The organism is Polaromonas sp. (genome assembly GCF_029945925.1).
GTDB lineage: Bacteria > Pseudomonadota > Gammaproteobacteria > Burkholderiales > Burkholderiaceae_C > Polaromonas.
Genome location: NZ_JAQSDN010000055.1, coordinates 1 through 18,190 on the forward strand (window position 1 = coordinate 1; position 18,190 = coordinate 18,190).

At 63.4% G+C, this 18,190-nt stretch carries 17 protein-coding genes; 8 read left to right on the forward strand and 9 right to left on the reverse strand.

Annotated elements, in window-relative coordinates:
• The first annotated feature begins 185 nt into the window (after positions 1–185).
• Genes PSV40_RS19225 through PSV40_RS19235 form a run of 3 tightly spaced genes read left to right on the forward strand, consistent with a single transcriptional unit; the run spans position 186 to position 2,368 of the window.
• Positions 186–767: a chemotaxis protein CheB gene (locus tag PSV40_RS19225; RefSeq protein WP_300540906.1), complete on the forward strand. Its 582-nt coding sequence runs from the start codon at positions 186–188 to the stop codon at positions 765–767.
• Positions 745–1,608 carry a response regulator gene (locus PSV40_RS19230; protein ID WP_366915050.1) on the forward strand — a complete coding sequence of 288 codons (864 nt, stop codon included), beginning with the start codon at positions 745–747 and terminating at the stop codon, positions 1,606–1,608. The genes PSV40_RS19225 and PSV40_RS19230 overlap by 23 nt, the downstream gene beginning before the upstream one ends.
• Before the next feature lie 34 nt (positions 1,609–1,642).
• Positions 1,643–2,368, forward strand: a complete 726-nt coding sequence (locus PSV40_RS19235) for a Crp/Fnr family transcriptional regulator (protein ID WP_300540908.1) — start codon at positions 1,643–1,645, stop codon at positions 2,366–2,368.
• Between the two features lie 52 nt (positions 2,369–2,420).
• On the opposite strand, the gene PSV40_RS19240 is transcribed toward PSV40_RS19235, so the two are convergent.
• The 6 genes from PSV40_RS19240 to PSV40_RS19265 form a co-directional block, all read right to left on the reverse strand.
• On the reverse strand, positions 2,421–3,506 hold the full coding sequence (locus tag PSV40_RS19240; protein ID WP_300540910.1) for a PA0069 family radical SAM protein: 1,086 nt from the start codon (positions 3,504–3,506) through the stop codon (positions 2,421–2,423).
• A 154-nt stretch (positions 3,507–3,660) separates the two neighbouring features.
• Complete coding sequence (locus PSV40_RS19245; protein ID WP_300540912.1) at positions 3,661–4,758, reverse strand: acyltransferase; 1,098 nt, start codon at positions 4,756–4,758, stop codon at positions 3,661–3,663.
• A gap of 90 nt (positions 4,759–4,848) precedes the next feature.
• Complete coding sequence (locus PSV40_RS19250; protein WP_300540914.1) at positions 4,849–5,805, reverse strand: nitronate monooxygenase family protein; 957 nt, start codon at positions 5,803–5,805, stop codon at positions 4,849–4,851.
• A gap of 116 nt (positions 5,806–5,921) precedes the next feature.
• A complete protein-coding gene (locus PSV40_RS19255; RefSeq protein WP_300540916.1) occupies positions 5,922–7,712 on the reverse strand; it encodes an acyl-CoA dehydrogenase in 1,791 nt (596 codons plus the stop codon).
• Positions 7,713–7,813: 101 nt separating this feature from the next.
• Positions 7,814–8,746 (reverse strand): electron transfer flavoprotein subunit alpha/FixB family protein, encoded by a 933-nt coding sequence (locus PSV40_RS19260; protein WP_300540918.1) that lies wholly within the window; start codon positions 8,744–8,746, stop codon positions 7,814–7,816.
• A 108-nt stretch (positions 8,747–8,854) separates the two neighbouring features.
• Complete coding sequence (locus PSV40_RS19265; RefSeq protein WP_300540920.1) at positions 8,855–9,604, reverse strand: electron transfer flavoprotein subunit beta/FixA family protein; 750 nt, start codon at positions 9,602–9,604, stop codon at positions 8,855–8,857.
• Positions 9,605–9,981: 377 nt separating this feature from the next.
• Between PSV40_RS19265 and PSV40_RS19270 the strand changes: the two genes are divergently transcribed.
• From PSV40_RS19270 to PSV40_RS19280, 3 genes are all read left to right on the forward strand, one after another.
• On the forward strand, positions 9,982–10,992 hold the full coding sequence (locus tag PSV40_RS19270; RefSeq protein WP_300540921.1) for a TRAP transporter substrate-binding protein: 1,011 nt from the start codon (positions 9,982–9,984) through the stop codon (positions 10,990–10,992).
• Between the two features lie 84 nt (positions 10,993–11,076).
• Entirely contained in the window at positions 11,077–11,562 is a 486-nt protein-coding gene (locus tag PSV40_RS19275; RefSeq protein WP_300540923.1) for a TRAP transporter small permease, read from the forward strand.
• Positions 11,559–12,851 carry a TRAP transporter large permease gene (locus tag PSV40_RS19280; protein WP_300540925.1) on the forward strand — a complete coding sequence of 431 codons (1,293 nt, stop codon included), beginning with the start codon at positions 11,559–11,561 and terminating at the stop codon, positions 12,849–12,851. The genes PSV40_RS19275 and PSV40_RS19280 overlap by 4 nt, the downstream gene beginning before the upstream one ends.
• A 40-nt stretch (positions 12,852–12,891) precedes the next feature.
• Here PSV40_RS19280 and PSV40_RS19285 read toward each other — a convergent pair whose 3' ends face one another.
• From PSV40_RS19285 to PSV40_RS19295, 3 genes are read right to left on the reverse strand one after another with little or no spacing between them, the layout of a single operon-like run.
• Positions 12,892–14,205: a mechanosensitive ion channel domain-containing protein gene (locus PSV40_RS19285; protein WP_300540927.1), complete on the reverse strand. Its 1,314-nt coding sequence runs from the start codon at positions 14,203–14,205 to the stop codon at positions 12,892–12,894.
• Complete coding sequence (locus PSV40_RS19290) at positions 14,190–14,978, reverse strand: enoyl-CoA hydratase (protein ID WP_300540929.1); 789 nt, start codon at positions 14,976–14,978, stop codon at positions 14,190–14,192. The genes PSV40_RS19285 and PSV40_RS19290 overlap by 16 nt, the downstream gene beginning before the upstream one ends.
• A gap of 55 nt (positions 14,979–15,033) precedes the next feature.
• Positions 15,034–15,987 (reverse strand): histone deacetylase family protein, encoded by a 954-nt coding sequence (locus tag PSV40_RS19295; protein WP_300540931.1) that lies wholly within the window; start codon positions 15,985–15,987, stop codon positions 15,034–15,036.
• 29 nt (positions 15,988–16,016) lie between these two features.
• Here PSV40_RS19295 and PSV40_RS19300 point away from each other — a divergent pair, with 29 nt between their 5' ends.
• Together PSV40_RS19300 and PSV40_RS19305 are read left to right on the forward strand one after the other, a co-directional pair.
• Positions 16,017–16,937, forward strand: a complete 921-nt coding sequence (locus tag PSV40_RS19300) for a MoxR family ATPase (RefSeq protein ID WP_300518708.1) — start codon at positions 16,017–16,019, stop codon at positions 16,935–16,937.
• Positions 16,938–17,050: 113 nt separating this feature from the next.
• On the forward strand, positions 17,051–18,034 hold the full coding sequence (locus PSV40_RS19305) for a DUF58 domain-containing protein (protein ID WP_300540933.1): 984 nt from the start codon (positions 17,051–17,053) through the stop codon (positions 18,032–18,034).
• Positions 18,035–18,190: the final 156 nt, after the last annotated feature.

Sequence of the window (18,190 nt, forward strand, 5' to 3'; positions counted from 1 at the left end):
TTTTTCGTTGGAAATACGCGCCTCCTTCAGGCTCATACCTCGTTGGACAAGGCTGTATCTGGTCCCACTGCCAAAAAGGAAATAAAATGGCAGTGACTGAATCCGGTAGCGGCAAAGCCACCCTACTGATGGTTGACGAGCGGACTTTTTGAATGCCACATCAGACCCATCACAAGGAGTTTTCAGTGAAGCAATTTCCTATTGTTTGCGTCGGCGGTTCGGCCGGCGGCCTCGACGCCTATATCCGGCTGTTGAAAAATCTTCGGGCTGACATGGGGGTGGCTATCGTCATCGTGAACCACATCACCACCATGCCGACTCAACTTCATGAAGTTCTCCCCCCCTTCACAACCATGCCGGTTGATCTCATCACGGAAAGCCTGCTGATCGAGCCTAACCGTGTATATATCATCCCCGCCAATCGGGATCTGCATGTCGGCGATGGCGTGTTCCTTCTCAAGCCAATATCCAAGCCCCGGGGTTGGCCTGATGTCATCACCGTTTTTTTACGTTCACTGACCGATTGCTGGGACGGCAAGCTGATTGCCGTGATTGTCTCCGGCTACGACGGGGACGGGGCCGCCGCGCTGTGCGGCATCAAGGATGCAGGCGGCATCACCATCGCGCAAAAACTCAGCACAGCGACCGAGCCCGACATGCCGAAAAGCGCCATTGCCAGTGGCTGCATCGACTTTGTTCTTTCGCCAGAAGAGATCGCTGAAAAAATTATGGAAATTGCGCGGGTTGAAGCCCACTCGCATCCATAAAAAGGGAAAGAGGAAAACTCCAGTGCTTACCACCACCGATATTCTTGACGCCAACATCCTGATTGTTGACGATCAGCTCGCCAATGTGCAACTGCTTGAGCAACTGCTGATTGGGGCGGGCTACACCCGCGTTGCCTCAACGATGAACCCGGAGAAGGTTTGCGGCCTGCATGCCAAAAACCACTACGACCTGATTTTGCTCGACCTCAAGATGCCCGGCATGGATGGATTCCAGGTCATGGAAGGGCTCAAGAAAAACGAAGCCGACAGGTACCTTCCGGTCATCGTGCTGACTGCCGAACCGGGTCACAAATTGCGCGCGCTGCAGTCTGGCGCCAAGGATTTCATCAGCAAACCGTTTGACCTGCTCGAAGTCAAGACGCGCATTCACAACATGCTGGAAGTTAGGCTGCTGTACAAGAAGCTCGAGGACTACAACAAGGTTCTGGAACAGACGGTGCAGGATCGCACCGCCAAACTGGGCGAGAGTGAAGCCCGCTTTCGCAGCCTGACCGAGCTGGCCTCTGACTGGTACTGGGAGCAGAACGCTACCGGGGAATTCACCACCGTGTCTGGCCCGGTTGTGGAGATTCTGGGAATCCGGGTGACCGCATTTTTTGGCGAACAGACCGACGAAGAGATCACCGGCTGGGATGAGACGGAACGAAGAATGCTTCAGGCCAAGATCGCAGCCCGGCAACCGTTTATTGATTTCCCGTTCAGCCGCGTCACCGACGGCTCGGTACAGCAGTTTCGGGTGAGCGGAGAGCCGATGTTTGACAGCGCCTGCCGCTTCATCGGTTTTCGCGGCATCGGAGTGGAAACAACCGCCAAACCATAACACGCCAAGGAAAGCAGTCACACGCCGTTCATTAATGTCATTACCCGTTTCACCTTCCCACAACCCGCGGCAGAATCATCTTCTGGCGACCCTGCCGTCGGCCCAACTGGAGCCCTTGGTTGCACATCTGGAACGGGTTCCACTGCTGCTTGGCGATGTTCTTTACGAGCCTGGCGGGCAGTTGCTGCACGCTTACTTCCCCACCACCGCCATCGTGTCGCTGCACTACGTCATGACATCAGGCGCGACAGCCGAAGCCGCGGGCGTGGGCAATGAAGGCATGGTCGGCGTTTCACTGTTCCTCGGGGGAAACACCACGCCCAGCACAGCCGTGGTGCAGACCGCAGGCCATGCCTACCGGCTGGGTCGCCACTTGCTGGCACAGGAATTCAGTCGCGGTGGGGAGATGCAGCGTTTGTTGCTGCGATATACCCAGGCGCTCCTGACGCAGATGATGCAGACCGCCGCCTGCAATCGGCACCATGTCGTGGAGCAGCAGCTCTGCCGCTGGCTACTCATGGCCCTTGATAGAGCCCCCTCGCACGAGTTGATCGTGACGCAGGAACAGGTCGCCAACATGCTCGGCGTGCGCCGGGAAGGCGTAACCGAAGCCGCCAGGAAACTGCAGCATGCCGGTCTTATCAGTTATCGGCGTGGCCACATCACGGTGCTTGACCGGGCAGGACTTGAAACCAACGCGTGTGAATGTTATGCCGTGGTTAAAGAGGAATTGAATCGCCTGCTGTGCGATGAGCGTTAGCAAGGCACCTGGGCAGAAAAATTCCGATCTCTTCCAGGGCCAGTCACCGTTTTCAAAAAAGACTGCCCTGCCCTGACACAGGTTGCGGCCGGAACTGGCTCAGGTCCAGTTCGACACGCTGCCGGTTCAGGCCCAGCCGGTGGCAGGTTTTTTCAAAACGCTGTTTGATCAGGTCAGCCCACAGGCCGCTGCCTTTCATGCGTGCGGCGAAGTCGCTGTCATAGTCCTTGCCGCCGCGCATCTCCTGAATACGCGCCATGATGCGGTCCGCACGCTGCGGGTAATGCAGCGCCAGCCACTGCTTGAACAGCGGCGCCACTTCCCAGGGCAGGCGGACCACGGTGTAAAACGCGGTGCGCGCGCCGGCCTCAAAAGCGGCCTGCAGCACCTGCTCCATGTCGTCGTTCACGAACGGGATTTGCGGGGCCACACTCACACCCACAGGAACACCCGCGTCGGCCAGCGCCCGGATGGTGCGCAGGCGCCGGTGCGGCGCGGCCGCGCGCGGCTCCAGCTTGCGGGCAAGTTCGCCGTCCAGTGTGGTGATGGTCACGTAGACCGCCGCCAGATGTTGGGCCGCCATGGGCGCCAGCAGGTCCAGGTCGCGCTCCACGCCGCTGGACTTGGTGACCAGCGCCAGCGGGTGCCGCACTTCCTGCATCAGCTCGATCAGGCCGCGTGTCAGGCGCAGCTCACGCTCGACCGGCTGGTAACAATCGGTGGCCGAGCCGATGTTGATCAGCTTGGGCACATAGCTGCGTTTGCCCAGGTCGGCGCGCAGCATGGCGGCGATGTTGCGCTTGGCGATGATTTTTGTTTCAAAGTCCAGGCCCGGCGAGAGGTTGAGGTAGCTGTGTGTCGGCCGCGCGTAACAGTAGATACAGCCGTGTTCGCAGCCGCGGTAGGGGTTGACCGAATAGTCGAAGTAGATGTCGGGCGAATCATTGCGGCAGATGGCGCTGCGTGCGTCCTCGAACACCACCTCGGTCGCTATCGGCGCCTGATTTCCGGCCGCTTCTTCCAGCGTGCCCCAGCCGTCGTCATAAGCGGCCCGCGCGTCCTTCTCGAACCGGTGGGCCAGGCGCGTGGCCGTGCCGCGGCCCTTGATGGCGTGCAGGGGAATGGTGACTTCGGTCATGGGAGCGGGCAGACAATACTGTTCAAATAAACAGTATAGTTACTCCGCTGCCGTCCTGCCAGCCGCCAGCCACCGCAGCCTGAAACGCTACTTATTCAATAGCAGCTTGCGCCCGCCCTTCAAGGGCAGGAAGCACTTTTCATTAAAAAAAGATTCAGGGGGCACTGACACCCACCCCGGGCGGCACACGCGCCGGCCGGCGCCGCGCCTCCACGCCCAGGTACAGCCCGTGGCCCGCCAGCAGCGACAGGCCGAAGGCCGCCAGCATGCCCAGCGCATTGGCCGCCACCTGCGTGGGCCAGAGCTGGCTGACCACGGCATTGACCGCCAGACACACGGCAAAGTGAATCAGGAACACCGAGTAGGACATCTGGCCGAGCTGCAGCAACCACGCTGCCTCCAGCCAGCGGGCCAGCGGCCAACGGCGCTGCAGCGCCACCAACCCCAGAGCCACCACCAGCGCCACCAGCAGCCGGCCCCGGAAGTCGAGCACCAGCGCGAGCACGCCCAGCACCACGATGGCCAGCAGCCAGCGCGCCGGCCGGGGGCTGTGCGATGCCCACCAGGCCAGCATGCCCAGGGCGTAAGCGCCAAAGAAATACAGCCCCGTCATGTCCAGCGCCGTGTGCCGGTTGAACACCGCCAGGGACGCGGCCGCCAGCCCCAGCACCGCCCCCACCCCGGCCTGCGCCGGCAGGCCGGGCCAGCGCCTGTGGGCGTAGCTGGCCAGCGTGAACAGCAGCACAGCCATCATGAACAGCTGGAAATCAATCGCCACGTACCAGATGCCCGCCGACAGGGCCTCCTGTCCCACGATGTCCTGCAGCAGGAACACATGGGCCAGCACCTGCCAGACAGCAGGCATGTCGGGCACCGAGGGATGCGGCAGCCACGGCCGCACCAGCGCCGCGACCAGCGTGGTGACGGCCAGGGCCACGAAGAGGGGCAACGCCAGCCGCTGGTAGCGGCGCAGGATCAGGCGGCCGGGCTGCCGGAACACGGCAACGCCCTGGGGCGCCAGCACGCTGGCGGCCAGAAAACCGCCCACCACCAGAAACACCTGCACCGCCATGCGCGCGTAGTCGTAAAGCCAGTTCATCATCCTTGGGGCCGCCGTGTGGACCACGTCGCTCATGGGCCCGTAGAACGCCAGGTGGTGCCAGACGATCAGCACACAGCCCAGCGCCTTCAGGGCATCAATGCCGGGCAGGCGCTGCGCGGACGGTGTCAGGGCAGCGACCGGCGGTTTCATGCAACGGAAAGCTTGTTAAGACTTCCATAAATCATGACAGGCTTCGACAGGCTCAGCCCGAACGGTGTGGTGTCATGACTTACGAAAACATCAATAAGCGCAGACCCTTTGGCGCGCTTCCTGGTACTCGCGCTTGAGTTGCGCGACAAAGTCGGCCGTGCTCTGCACCTTGCTGATCGCGCCAATGCCCTGGCCGCAGCCCCAGATGTCTTTCCAGGCCTTGGACTTGTCGCCGCCGAAGTTCATCTTGCTCGGGTCGCTCTCGGGCAGGTTGTCGGGGTCCATGCCCGCCGCGCGTATTGACGGGGCCAGGTAGTTCCCGTGCACGCCGGTAAACAAGTTGCTGTAGACGATGTCGTCGGAACTGCTGTCCACGATGGCCTGCTTGTAGGCGTCGGACGCTCGCGCTTCCTCGGTGGCGATGAAGGCCGAGCCGATGTAGGCGAAGTCTGCTCCACAAGCCTGGGCAGCCAGCACCGCACCGCCGGTGGAGATGGCACCCGACAGTGCGACCGGGCCGTCGAACCACTGGCGGATTTCCTGGATCAGCGCAAACGGGCTTTTCACGCCCGCATGGCCGCCGGCGCCGGCAGCCACCGCCACCAGGCCGTCGGCGCCCTTTTCAATCGCCTTGTGGGCAAATTTGTTGTTGATGATGTCGTGCAACACGACGCCGCCGTAGCTGTGTGCCGCGGCGTTGATGTCCTCGCGCGCGCCCAGCGAGGTGATGTAGATGGGCACCTTGTACTTCACGCACATTTCCATGTCGTGCTCCAGCCGTTCGTTGGACTTGTGCACGATCTGGTTGATCGCAAACGGCGCGGCCGGCTTGTCGGGATGGGCCAGGTTGTAGGCCGCCAGCGTCTCGGTGATCTCGGCCAGCCACTCGTCGAGCTGTGACGCCGGACGCGCGTTGAGCGAGGGCATGGCGCCGACCACCCCGGCGATGCACTGGGCAATCACCAGCTTGGGATTGCTGATGATGAACAGCGGCGAGCCGATGATGGGCAGCGGCAACGCGTTCAGCGGGGCGGGAAGTCTGGACATGGTGTCTCCGGTGATGGTTCTTGTCAGATTTTGAGCGAAAAGCGAGCCTGGCCCTTGTCAATCGGGCGACAACAGCTATCAAATCAATAGCAGCTCAATAACGGATCAGGGCCGGCCTAAAAAGCCTCCAGCGCCAGCGCGGTGACGCTGTCGGCCCCTTCGACAATGCTGTCGCGGATGCCGGGCGCCTTGCTCAGCAGATGGTCGGCGTAGAACACCGCGGTGGTGATCTTGGCCTGCATGAAGGCGGTGTCTTCACCACGGGCAAGATGTTCTTCGGCCACCAGCAGCGAACGCGCCATCTGCCAGCCGGCGACCATGTTGCCGGCCAGCATCAGGTAAGGCACGCTGCCTGCAAACACGGCATTGGGTGAAGCCTTCGTGTTGCCGGCAACGAAGTTCACCACATCCACAAAAGCCTCGCGCGCCGCCTTCAGGCGTCTGGCCACGGTCTTCGCTGCGGCGCCGCCCTGCTTGAGCAACTGCGCCTCGGTGGTTTCGATCTGCGCAGCGATCGCCTTGGCCGTCTGGCCGCCATCACGCGCGGTCTTGCGGCCGACCAGGTCGTTGGCCTGGATGGCCGTCGTGCCTTCGTAAATCGTCAGGATCTTGGCGTCGCGGTAATACTGCGCCGCGCCGGTTTCCTCGATGAAGCCCATGCCGCCGTGCACCTGCACGCCCAGCGAGGTGACTTCCAGGCTCATCTCGGTGCTGTAACCCTTGACGAGAGGCACCATGTATTCGTAGAACGCCTGGTTCTGCTTGCGCACGTCCGCATCCGGGTGGTGGTGCGAGGCATCGTAAGCGGCCGCAGCCACCGAAGCCATCGCGCGGCAGCCTTCGGTGTAGGCGCGCATGGTCATCAGCATGCGCTTGACGTCAGGGTGGTGGATGATGGGCGCGCTGGCGGCGATGGAACCATCGACGGGACGGCTCTGCACACGGTCTTTCGCAAAGGTCACGGCCTTCTGGTAAGCGCGCTCGGCAATCGCAATGCCCTGCATGCCCACGGCGTAACGCGCCGAGTTCATCATGATGAACATGTATTCGAGGCCGCGGTTTTCCTGGCCGACGATGTAGCCCACCGCGCCGCCGTGGTCGCCGTACTGCAGCACGGCGGTCGGGCTGGCCTTGATGCCAAGTTTGTGTTCGATGCTCACGCAGTGCACGTCGTTGCGCGCACCGAGGGCGCCGTCCTTGCCGACCATGAACTTGGGCACGACAAACAGGCTGATGCCCTTGACGCCTTCGGGCGCGCCGGTCACACGTGCCAGCACCAGGTGCACGATGTTTTCGGCCATGTCGTGTTCACCGTAGGTGATGAAAATCTTGGTGCCGAACACCTTGTAGGTCCCGTCGGGCTGCGGCTCGGCGCGGCTGCGCACCATGGCCAGGTCCGAACCGGCCTGCGGCTCGGTCAGGTTCATGGTGCCGGTCCACTTCCCGCTCACCAGCTTCTCCAGGTAGACCGCCTTGAGCTCGTCCGAGCCGGCCGTCAGCAGCGCCTCGATCGCGCCGTCGCTGAGCAGCGGGCACAGCGCAAAACTCATGTTGGCCGAGTTGAGCATCTCGCCGCAGGCGGCGCCTATCGTTTTGGGCAGGCCCTGGCCGCCGAAGTCGAGCGGGTGCTGCAAGCCCTGCCAGCCGCCTTCGGCATACTGCTTGTAGGCGTCCTTGAAGCCGGGCGTGGTGGTGACCACGCCGTCTTTCCAGCTCGACGGGTTCTTGTCGCCCTCCCAGTTCAGCGGAGACAACACGCCTTCGTTGAACTTGGCACATTCTTCGAGCACGGCCTGCGCGGTGTCAAAGCCGGCTTCTTCAAAGCCCGGAATCTGCGCCACCGCATCGATGTCGGCCAGGTGTTTGATGTCAAACAGCATGTCCTTGAGGGGGGCTTTGTAGCTCATGTCGTGTCTCCAGGGTATTGTCATCCCGGGCTTGATCCGGGATCCATGGTGGCGCACCAGCATGGATCCCGGATCAGGTCCGCCATGACATATTTTTAGTCTTAAAGCGCGGCAACCAGCTCGGGCACGGCCACAAACAAGTCCGCCTCCAGGCCGTAGTCGGCCACGCTGAAGATCGGCGCCTCGGCGTCCTTGTTGATCGCCACAATCACCTTGCTGTCCTTCATGCCGGCCAGATGCTGGATCGCGCCACTGATGCCGGCGGCGATATAAAGCTGCGGCGCGACGATCTTGCCGGTCTGGCCAACCTGCCAGTCGTTGGGCGCATAACCGGCATCGACCGCGGCGCGCGAGGCACCAAGCGCGGCACCGAGCTTGTCGGCCAGGGGTGTCATGACCTCGTTGAATTTTTCGGCACTGCCCAGGGCGCGGCCGCCGCTGACGATGATCTTGGCGGCGGTCAATTCGGGGCGGTCGCTCTTGGCGATTTCGCTGCCGACAAACACCGTCCTGCCACTGTCGGCGACACCGCTCACAGTTTCCACCCCGGCAGAGCCACCGGTGGCCGCCGCCGCATCAAAACCCGTGGTGCGCACGGTGATGACCTTGGTCGCGTCCGAACTCTGCACGATGGCAATCGCATTGCCGGCGTAGATCGGGCGCTCGAAGGTATCGACCGCATCGACCTTGGTGATGTCGGAGATCTGGCCGACGTCCAGCAAGGCCGCCACACGCGGCGCAATGTTCTTGCCCGAGGCCGTGGCGGGGAACAGGATGTGCGAGTAGCTGCCGGCCAGCGCGATGACCTGGGCGGCCATGTTCTCGGCCAGACCGTGTTCGAAGTGGGCGCCGTCCACGTGGATGACCTTGGCCACGCCAGCAATCTGGCTGGCGGCCTGGGCGGCGGCATCGGCATTCAGGCCGGCCACCAGCACATGCACCTCGCCGCCGCACTGGGCGGCAGCGGTGACGGTGTTGAGGGTGGCGGGACGGATGCTGGCGTTGTCGTGTTCTGCGATGACGAGGGATGTCATAAGTAGCTCCTGATTTTTTTGACTGCTGTCATCCCGGACTTGATCCGGGATCCATGGTGGCGCACCCGCATGGATTGCGGGTCAGGCCCGCAAAAACAGCCGTGGTTGTTAAATGACCTTGGCTTCGTTGCGGAGCTTGTCCACCAGCGTGGCGACGTCGGGCACCTTGATGCCGGCGCTGCGCTTGGGCGGCTCGCTGACCTTGAGGGTCTTGATGCGCGGCTTGACATCGACGCCGAGCTCTTCGGGCTTGACGTTGTCGAGCTGCTTTTTCTTGGCCTTCATGATGTTGGGCAGGGTCACGTAGCGCGGCTCGTTCAGGCGCAGGTCGGTGGTGATGATGGCCGGCAGGCTCAAGCTCAGGGTTTCCATGCCGCCGTCAACTTCGCGCATGACCACGGCCTTGCCGTCGGCCACATCGACCTTGGAGGCAAACGTCGCCTGCGGCCAGCCCAGCAGGGCGGCCAGCATCTGGCCGGTCTGGTTGCAGTCGTCGTCAATCGCCTGCTTGCCCAGGATCACCAGTTGCGGCTGCTCCTTGTCCACCAGGGCCTTGAGCAGCTTGGCCACCGCCAGCGGCTGCAGCTCCTCTAGAGTTTCCACCAGGATGGCCCGGTCGGCGCCAATGGCCATGGCCGTGCGCAGGGTTTCCTGGCATTGCGCCACGCCGCAGCTGACGGCGATCACCTCGGTCACCACACCTTTTTCCTTGAGCCGGGTGGCCTCTTCGACGGCGATCTCGTCAAACGGGTTCATGCTCATCTTGACGTTGGCGATATCGACACCGGTGCCATCGGATTTGACGCGGACTTTGACGTTGTAATCCACAACGCGTTTGACGGGTACCAAGACCTTCATGCAGGACTCCAGAGTTGATTGAATTGACGTGTACGTAAAGCACTCGATTCTATGCTGCGGCTGCCCGCCTTCCTGAAGCACAGGCTTTGGGGAGTGAGGCGCGCCGACAGGACAGAATAAAAAAGAACGATCGTTCTATTTCATTATAAAGACCCCTCGCACCCGAATTAGAGCCAGCGACCCAAAGCACTGTTGCCCAGGCGACAATTGCGCGCCAAATTAACAGACCGTTGGGTCGGTTAATTGGGGTAAGCATGGACAGACTGGCGCCCATCACTGACTTAAAGTGAGTGTTCCGAATGAATCAGGGCAACCCCGCCACTGAGTCAGCCCTCAACAAAGTCATCCGGTCAGCCCTCTGACCGTCCGGAGTGTTTATGAAAATCAAACCGATTGCCGCCGCCCTGCTCACTGTCTGCAGCGGCCTTGCTTCTGCCCAGACCGTGCTGACCGTTTCCAGCTGGCTGCCGCCGACCCACAGCCTGAGCATGGCCCAGAAGGAATGGTGCGACCTGCTGGAGAAAAACACCGCCGGCAAGATGAAGTGCAACATCCTGCCGCGCGGCGTCACCGCAGCGCCCGGCACCATGGACGCCGTCAAGAACGGCCTGGCCGACGTGTCCTACACCGTGCACGGCTACACTCCGGGCCGTTTCCTCTACACCCAGATGGCCGAGTTCCCCTTCCTGGGCAACACCTCCGAGCCGATTTCCGTGGCCTTCAACAAGGTGGCCATGAAAAATCCGCAGTTCCAGGCGGAACACCAGGGCGTGAAGGTCATCTCGTTCTTCACCCACGGCCCCGGGATTGTGTTCAACACCAAACGGCCCGTGACCAACGTGGCCGAGCTGGGCGGCCTGAAGTGGCGCGTCGGCGGCGGCATGGTCAACGAGATTTCGAAAACACTGGGCATGAACGTGACGCTCAAGCCGGCACCCGACTCGTACGAGCTGCTGTCCGGCGGCGTCATGGACGGCACGCTGTTCCCGGCCGAGTCCACCGAGTCGTTCAAGATCGACAAGATCATCAAACACGCCACCACCTTTCCCGGCGGCCTGTACAACACCAGCTTTGTCTTCATGATGAACCAGGCCAAGTACGACAAGCTGTCGGCCGACGAGAAGAAAGCCGTTGACGCCATCTCCGGCGAAGTGGCTGCGCGCATTTACGGCCGCGGCTGGGACCGTGTGGATCGCCGAGCCATGGGCCTGATGCAGGCCAACAACGTGCAGGTCGTCAAGGCAGATGCGGCCTTTGTCGCCGACGTCAAGGCCAAGACCGCCCCGCTGGAACAGAAGTGGGTCAAGGACGCCGAAGCCAAGGGCCTGAAGGACGCGGCCAAGGTGCTGGCCGAGTTCCGCGCGGAAATCGCCCGCCAGGAAAAATAAGCGGCTGACGTCCGAACGCCAGCCCCGGCGCGGCCTCATGGACAATGAGGGCCGCGCTTTTTTTCATGGATTGAGGCACATAGATTGAACAAGCTCATCGAGAGGGTCTGCGGCCTGCTGGCTGCCCTGGCCCTGTTTGCCATCATGGCGCTGACTTTTTTTGACGTGGGGGGCCGCAAGCTGCTCTCCAACTCCATCACCGGCTCCCTGGAGCTCACCGAGCTGCTGATGGTGGTGGTGATTTTTGCGGCCCTGCCGCTGGTCTCGCTGCGCGGCGAACATGTGGTGTTCGACTCGCTGGACCATTACCTGCCCGGGGCTGTGCGCAAGGTGCAGCGCGCCCTGATGCAGCTGATCTGCGGGGCCGTGTTGCTGGCACTGGGCTGGCTGATGTGGCAAACCGGCGGCCAGTACCTGGAAACCGGCGAAACCACCGCCCAACTGAAAATCCTCAAGGCACCGTTTATCTACGGCATGGCCTTGCTGTGCGCCGTGGCCGGCGTGATCCACCTGGGCATGGCGTTTCGCCCGGCCTCCGATGCCGACACGGGTGAAGGAGTCACGCTGTGACCGAAGCCCTGCTTGGTTTTTCCGCCATTTTCGTGCTGGCGCTGCTGCGCCTGCCGCTGGCTTTTGCGATGGGGCTGGTCGGCATTGTCGGCATGGGCCTGACACGCGGCTGGTACCCGGCGCTCGCCAGCACGGCGCAGGTGGTGCACGAAACCGGTTTTGCCTACACGCTGTCGGTGATTCCGCTGTTCATCCTGATGGGCAATTTTGTTGCGCGCGCCGGGCTGGCCCATGAGCTGTTTCATGCCGCCTACGCCTTCATCGGGCACCTGCGCGGCGGCCTGGCACACGCCACCATCGCGGCCTGCGCCGGTTTTGGTGCGATCTGCGGCTCGTCGATCGCAACAGCCGCCACCATGAGCAAGGTCGCCTACCCGTCCATGAAACGGCTGGGCTACAGCGACTCGCTCTCGACCGGCGTGATTGCCGCCGGCGGCACGCTGGGCATCATGATTCCGCCTTCGACCATCCTGGTGATCTACGGCATCGTGACCGAAACCAACATCGGCAAGCTGTTTGCGGCCGGCGTGATACCGGGCATCGTGATCGCCCTGCTGCTGATGGTGGCCGTGGTTTTCATGACCTTCATGGACCCGGAGCATGCGCCGGCCGCCGAAAAATCAAGCTGGTCCGAGCGCTGGAAGGCCTTGCGCGGCATCTGGGGCGTGTTGCTGTTGGTGGTGCTGGTGCTGGGCGGCATTTATGGCGGCGTGTTCACCGCCACCGAGGGAGCGGGCATCGGTGCGGCGGGCGCCTTCCTGTTTGCACTGGCGCGGCGCCGGTTGACGGTCAAAGCCACGTTCGAGGTGCTGGTGGAATCGGCGCGCACCACGGCCATGTTGTTCACATTGCTGATCGCGGCGACCATTTTTGCCAATTTCATGAACTTCACCTCCATGCCCAATGACCTCAAGGAGTGGATCACCCACCTGGGCCTGTCGCCGGTGATGATCGTCGCCGCCATGATGGTGATTTACGTGTTGCTGGGCACCGTGATGGAAGAACTCAGCATGGTGCTGCTGACCATTCCGCTGTTTTTCCCGATTGTGGTGTCGCTGGGGTTCGATCCGGTCTGGTTCGGCGTGCTGATCGTGATGGTGATCCAGATCGGCCTGATCTCGCCGCCCGTGGGCATGAACCTGTTTGTGCTCAACACCCTGCTGCCCAAGGTCGGGCTGAACGCCATCTTCCGCGGCGTCTGGCCCTTTGTGGTCATGCAGGTGGTGGCACTGGGCATCCTGCTGGCCTTCCCCGGGCTCAGCCTCTGGCTGCCCTCTTTCATGAAGTAGAAGGCAACGCCGCGCCGGGACAGGCGCGGCACGGCAGACCTCAGGGGGCCTTGACGTCCTGCGCCGGCAGGGCCCGCGTGTGAATCACCCGCTGCGGGTAAGGAATCTCGATGCCGTTGCTGCGCAGGGCCTGCAGGATGGCGAGGTTGATGCGCGAGCGCAGGTTCTGCTGGCCGTTCTCGGGGTCCGTCATCCAGTAGTTCAGCGTGAACTCCAGGCCGTCGGCCCCGAAATTGGTCAGGTTGACCCCCGGGCCGGGGTCGCGCAGCACCCGGTCCTGCGCGAGCGCCGCCTCGATCAGCAAACGCATCACCAGCTCGACGTCGCTGTCGTAGCCCACCGACACCACGGTGGACTGCAGCACGCGCGAATCGGCCAGGGAGAGGTTTTCAATGCGGTTGCTGATGAACATCTCGTTGGGCACGATGGACTCGCGCCCGCCCAGCGAGCGCACCACCGTGTAACGCGCGTTGATGTCGGTGATGCGGCCCTCGAAGTTGTCGACCCGCACGTTGTCGCCGATGCGCACGCTGCGTTCGGCCAGCATCACAAAGCCGCTGACGTAGTTGGCGGCCAGCTTCTGCAGGCCGAAGCCTATGCCCACACCGATCGCTCCGCCCAGCACCGACAGGGCCGTCAGGTCGATGCCCACCGCCGACAGCGCCATCAGCAGGCCCACAAACATCAGCACCGCGCGGGTGGCGTTGCTGACGGCCTTGCGCAGCGACAGCTCGTTGCCGGTGGCCGAGCGCAGCAGGCGCGTTTCGATCGCCGCGGAAATCCACAGCGTGATCAGGAGCACCACCCCGGCCGTCACCGCGCCTTCGAGCATGGTGCGCACCGACAGGGTCGAGTTGCCGACCTTCCACTTGATGTCGTCCAGCTCTTCGAGTACCACCGGTAACAGGCCGCTGACCCAGAGCACCATGGCCAGCCAGGCCAGCCACGAAATGGTGCGCTCCAGGGCCCGCACAAACGGGGCTTCCTTGAATGCCACCTGCAGCACCTTGACGCCCAGGCGAATCACCGCCAGCGCCAGCAGCACAGGAACCGCCACCTTGAACACGGCCACGGGGAACAGCCGCGCCAGCAGGGTCTGGGCCGCATAAGCAAAAGTCAGCAGCAGCAGCGGAAACAGCACGCCGTCGACCACGCGCCGGCCAAACAGGACCGAGTTGCCGTCGGCCACGAGGCGGGCGCGACTGACCACCCGCACCAGCAGCCAGGCCAGCAGCACGCAGGCGACCAGCGCCGCCAGCTCGGTCAGCGTCGTGGGCCGGGACAGGGCCGCAAACCATTCGTCGAGCGTATCGATTCGGGCTGCGCCCGCCCGGGAGCTCACAGGGCCGGCCATTGGGGCTTCCTTTTGTCGATGAAGGCCTGCACGCCCTCCTGCGCCACCGGGTGAACCATGTTGCAGGCCATGGTCTGGCCGGCAAGCTGGTAGGCGGCCGCGATGCCGGTTTCGCGTTGCTGGTAGAACAAGGCCTTGCCCATGGCAATCGCCTCGCGCGGTTTCGCCAGGATGGCCTGCAGCATCTGTTCTATTTCGGCGTCCAGCGCCTCGGGTGCCACCACACGGTTGACCAGGCCGCGCACGCGCGCTTCTTCGGCACTGATGAAGCCGCCGGTCAGCAGCATCTCCATGGCCTGCTTGGCGGGGATGTTGCGCACCAGCGGCACGCTGGGTGTGGCGCAGAACAGGCCCACGTCAATGCCGTTGACACCAAAACTGGCATGGTTGGCGGCCACCGCCAGGTCGCATTGCGCCACCAGCTGGCAGCCGGCGGCTGTGGCCACCCCCTGCACCCGGGCCAGCACCGGCACCGGCAGGGCCTGGATGCTCAGCATCATGCGGGTGCATTGCGCAAACAGCTTCTGGTAATAGGCCAGTTCGGGCTGCGCGCGCATTTCCTTGAGGTTGTGCCCGGCGCAGAAAGCCTTGCCCTCGGCGGCCAGCACCACGATGCGTGCAGCAGGGTCGGCGCCCACGGCATCCAGCGCGGCCTGCAGGGCGGCCAGCATCTCTTCGCTCAGGGTATTGAAGGCGGCGGGACGGTTCAGCGTCAGCCAGTTCACGCCGCGGTCATCGCGGGTATGCAGCACAGGGGCCGAAGAATCATTCATGGCAGGACTCTACAGGGTATGAAGAGCGACAGGTAAGAGCGACGGGTCTGCAGGTCTATAAATCGGCGAGCACGCGGATGTGCGCCTCCACACTGCGAGCCAGCGCGCCCAGGTTGTAGCCGCCTTCGAGCGAGGAGACGATGCGGCCCTTGGCGTAACGCTTGGCCACGTCCTTCAGGCGCATGGTGATCCAGGCGTAGTCCTGCTCGGTCAGGCCCATCTGGCCCAGGTCGTCTTCGCGGTGGGCGTCAAAACCGGCGCTGATGAAAATCATTTCCGGCTTGAACTCCTCCAGGCGCGGAATCCACATCATCTCGATCAGCTCGCGGATGTCCATGCCCTTGGTGTAGGCCGGCACCGGCAGATTCACCATGTTGGCGGCCTGCGTTTCGGCGCCGGTATAGGGGTAATACGGGTGCTGGAAAAAACTCACCATCAGGATGCGGTCGTCGCCGCGGATGATGTCTTCCGTGCCGTTGCCGTGGTGCACGTCGAAATCGACAATCGCCACGCGTTTGAGGCCGTGCCGCTCCAGTGCGTATTTGGCCGCCACCGCGATGTTGTTGAAATAACAGAAACCCATGGCCTTGTCGCGGCAGGCGTGGTGGCCGGGCGGACGCACCGCGCAAAAAGCGTTTTCAACCTCGCCCGCCAGCACCGCATCGGTGGCGGCCAGGGTGGCGCCGGCCGCGCGCAGGGCCGCCGTCCAGGTGTGCACATTCATCGAGGTGTCGGGGTCGATCTGCGAGTGGGTCGGGCCGCCCGCCAGGATCTCGTCGGCGAGCTGGTCGCTCAGGCCGCGCAGCGAGGCGATCAGCATGCGGCCATGCGCCAGCTCCAGGTCGGTGATGGACGCCAGCGGCGCTTCACGCCGGTCCAGCGCATCGCCGACGCCGGTGATCAGGAGGCGGTCTTCAATCGCGTCGAGCCGCTCCGGGCACTCCGGGTGGCCCGCACCCATCTCGTGTTTCCAGCAGTCTTTATGGGTGAAGTACGCGGTGCCGTTCATAGGAGAAATTTTGCGGTAAGGTTGATGGCATGAACGCGAAACAAAAAATTCAAACGCTTTTGAATCAGCTTAACACGGTCATTGTGGGCAAGCCGGCCCAGGTGCAGGACTGCGTCGCCTGCCTGCTGGCCGGCGGGCACCTGCTGATCGAAGACGTGCCGGGCGTCGGCAAAACCACGCTGGCGCATGCGCTGTCGCGTTCCTTCGGACTGCAGTTTTCACGGGTGCAGTTCACCGCCGACCTGATGCCCAGCGACCTGACGGGGGTGTCGATTTACGAGCGCCAGAAAGAAAGTTTCGTGTTCCACCCCGGGCCGATTTTTGCCCAGGTGCTGCTGGCCGACGAGATCAACCGCGCCAGCCCCCGCACGCAAAGTGCACTGCTCGAGGCCATGGAAGAAAAGCAGGTCACGGTGGAAGGCGAAACCCGGCCCCTGCCCGTGCCGTTTTTTGTGATTGCCACCCAGAACCCGCACGACCAGCTGGGCACCTACGCCCTGCCCGAGTCGCAGCTGGACCGTTTTCACATGCGCATCTCGCTGGGTTACCCGGACCGCGCAGCCGAACGCGAACTGCTGGGTGGCAGCGACCGCCGCGACATGGTGGACAAGCTGGCCACCGTGCTCATGCCCCATGACCTGCTGGACCTGCAGCAGCAGGTGCAGCAGGTGTATGCGGCGGAACCCCTGCTCAATTACCTGCAGGACCTGATCGCGGCAACCCGGTCGGGCCGCTGGTTTTTGCAGGGCCTGAGCCCGCGCGCCGGCATCGCGCTGGTCCGCGCCGCGCGAGCCCAGGCCTTTCTGAGCGGGCGCGACTACGTGGCGCCGGACGACATCGTGGCCGTGCTGCCGCAAACCGTGGCGCACCGGCTGATCCCGGTCAGCGACGCCGGGCGCGGCTCGGTCGAGCAGGTGCGCGCCATGATCGAGGCCGTGCCCTTGCCATGAAGCCTCCGGCAGGAAGAGAAAATGCGATCAACGTGGAAAAGCAATTTCCCGCCGGGCCGCCCCAAGGGAAATTAGCCCCCTCGGGGGGCAGCGCAGTACGCGAAGCGACCAGCGTGGGGGCCACATTCCTGCGCGGCCGCTTCCAGCAATGGTGGCAAAGTCGCCTGCCGCTGACCGACAGCGTGCTGCTGACCCAGCGCAATGTCTACATCCTGCCAACCCGGCCCGGGCTGATGCTGGCGCTCACGCTGATGGTGCTGCTGGTCGCCTCCATCAACTACCAGCTCAACCTGGGCTACCTGCTGACCTTTCTGCTGGCCGGCAGCGCCCTCACCGGCATGCAGGTGTGCCACGGCACCCTGCGCGGCCTTGCCATGAATTTGATAGCACCTCCCGCCCATTTCGCGGGCACCGCAGCCATTTTTGACGTCAAATTCACAAACAGCCGGCGCTCGGTGCGGTACGGCATCGGCATCAGCGTGCTGGCCGCACCCGGCGGGACCGGCCAGCCGCACTGGGCCTGGACCGATGTGCCGGCGCAGAACAGCGCCACGGTGCAGGTCGCCTTCACCCCCCAGCGCCGCGGCCTGCACCGCCTGCCCACGCTGACCGCCGAAACCCGGTTTCCGCTCGGCACCTTTCGCGTCTGGACCCTCTGGCGCCCCGCCGCGCAGATGCTGGTCTACCCGGCGCCGGAGCTGCGCCCGCCCCCCTTGCCACCCGGCGAGCCGCGCTCGGGCGGCGCCGACGCCTCGGCCCGCTGGCAAAGCGCCGGCGAGTTCGACGGCGTACGCGGCTACCGCCGCGGCGACCCGCTCAAACTCGTCATGTGGAAAAAAGCCGCCAAGGCCGACGACCAGGGCAACGGCCTGGTGGTGCGCGACACCCAACAGGCCCAGCGCCACGAACTCTGGCTCGACTTCCTGCAGGCCGGCTCGCTGGGCACCGAAGCGCGGTTGTCGCGGCTGTGCGCCTGGGTACTGCAGGCCGACAGGCTGGGCCTGAATTACGGTCTGCGCTTGCCGGGGCTGGAAATCAAGCCGTCCAGTGGCGAGGCGCACAAACGGCAATGTCTGGAGGCGCTGGCTTTATGTTGAGCGCTCCTGCCTTTGCAGACAATCCGGGCTGGGGGGCATCTCCTGTTGTCTGGACAGGGCTTGTTGAAGCTGTCTTTGCCTCTGCTGTTTGTAGCTTGCCTGCAAGCCGGGGGTTGCCCGGCGGCAACTCACTTTTCTTTTGCGTCGCCAAAAGAA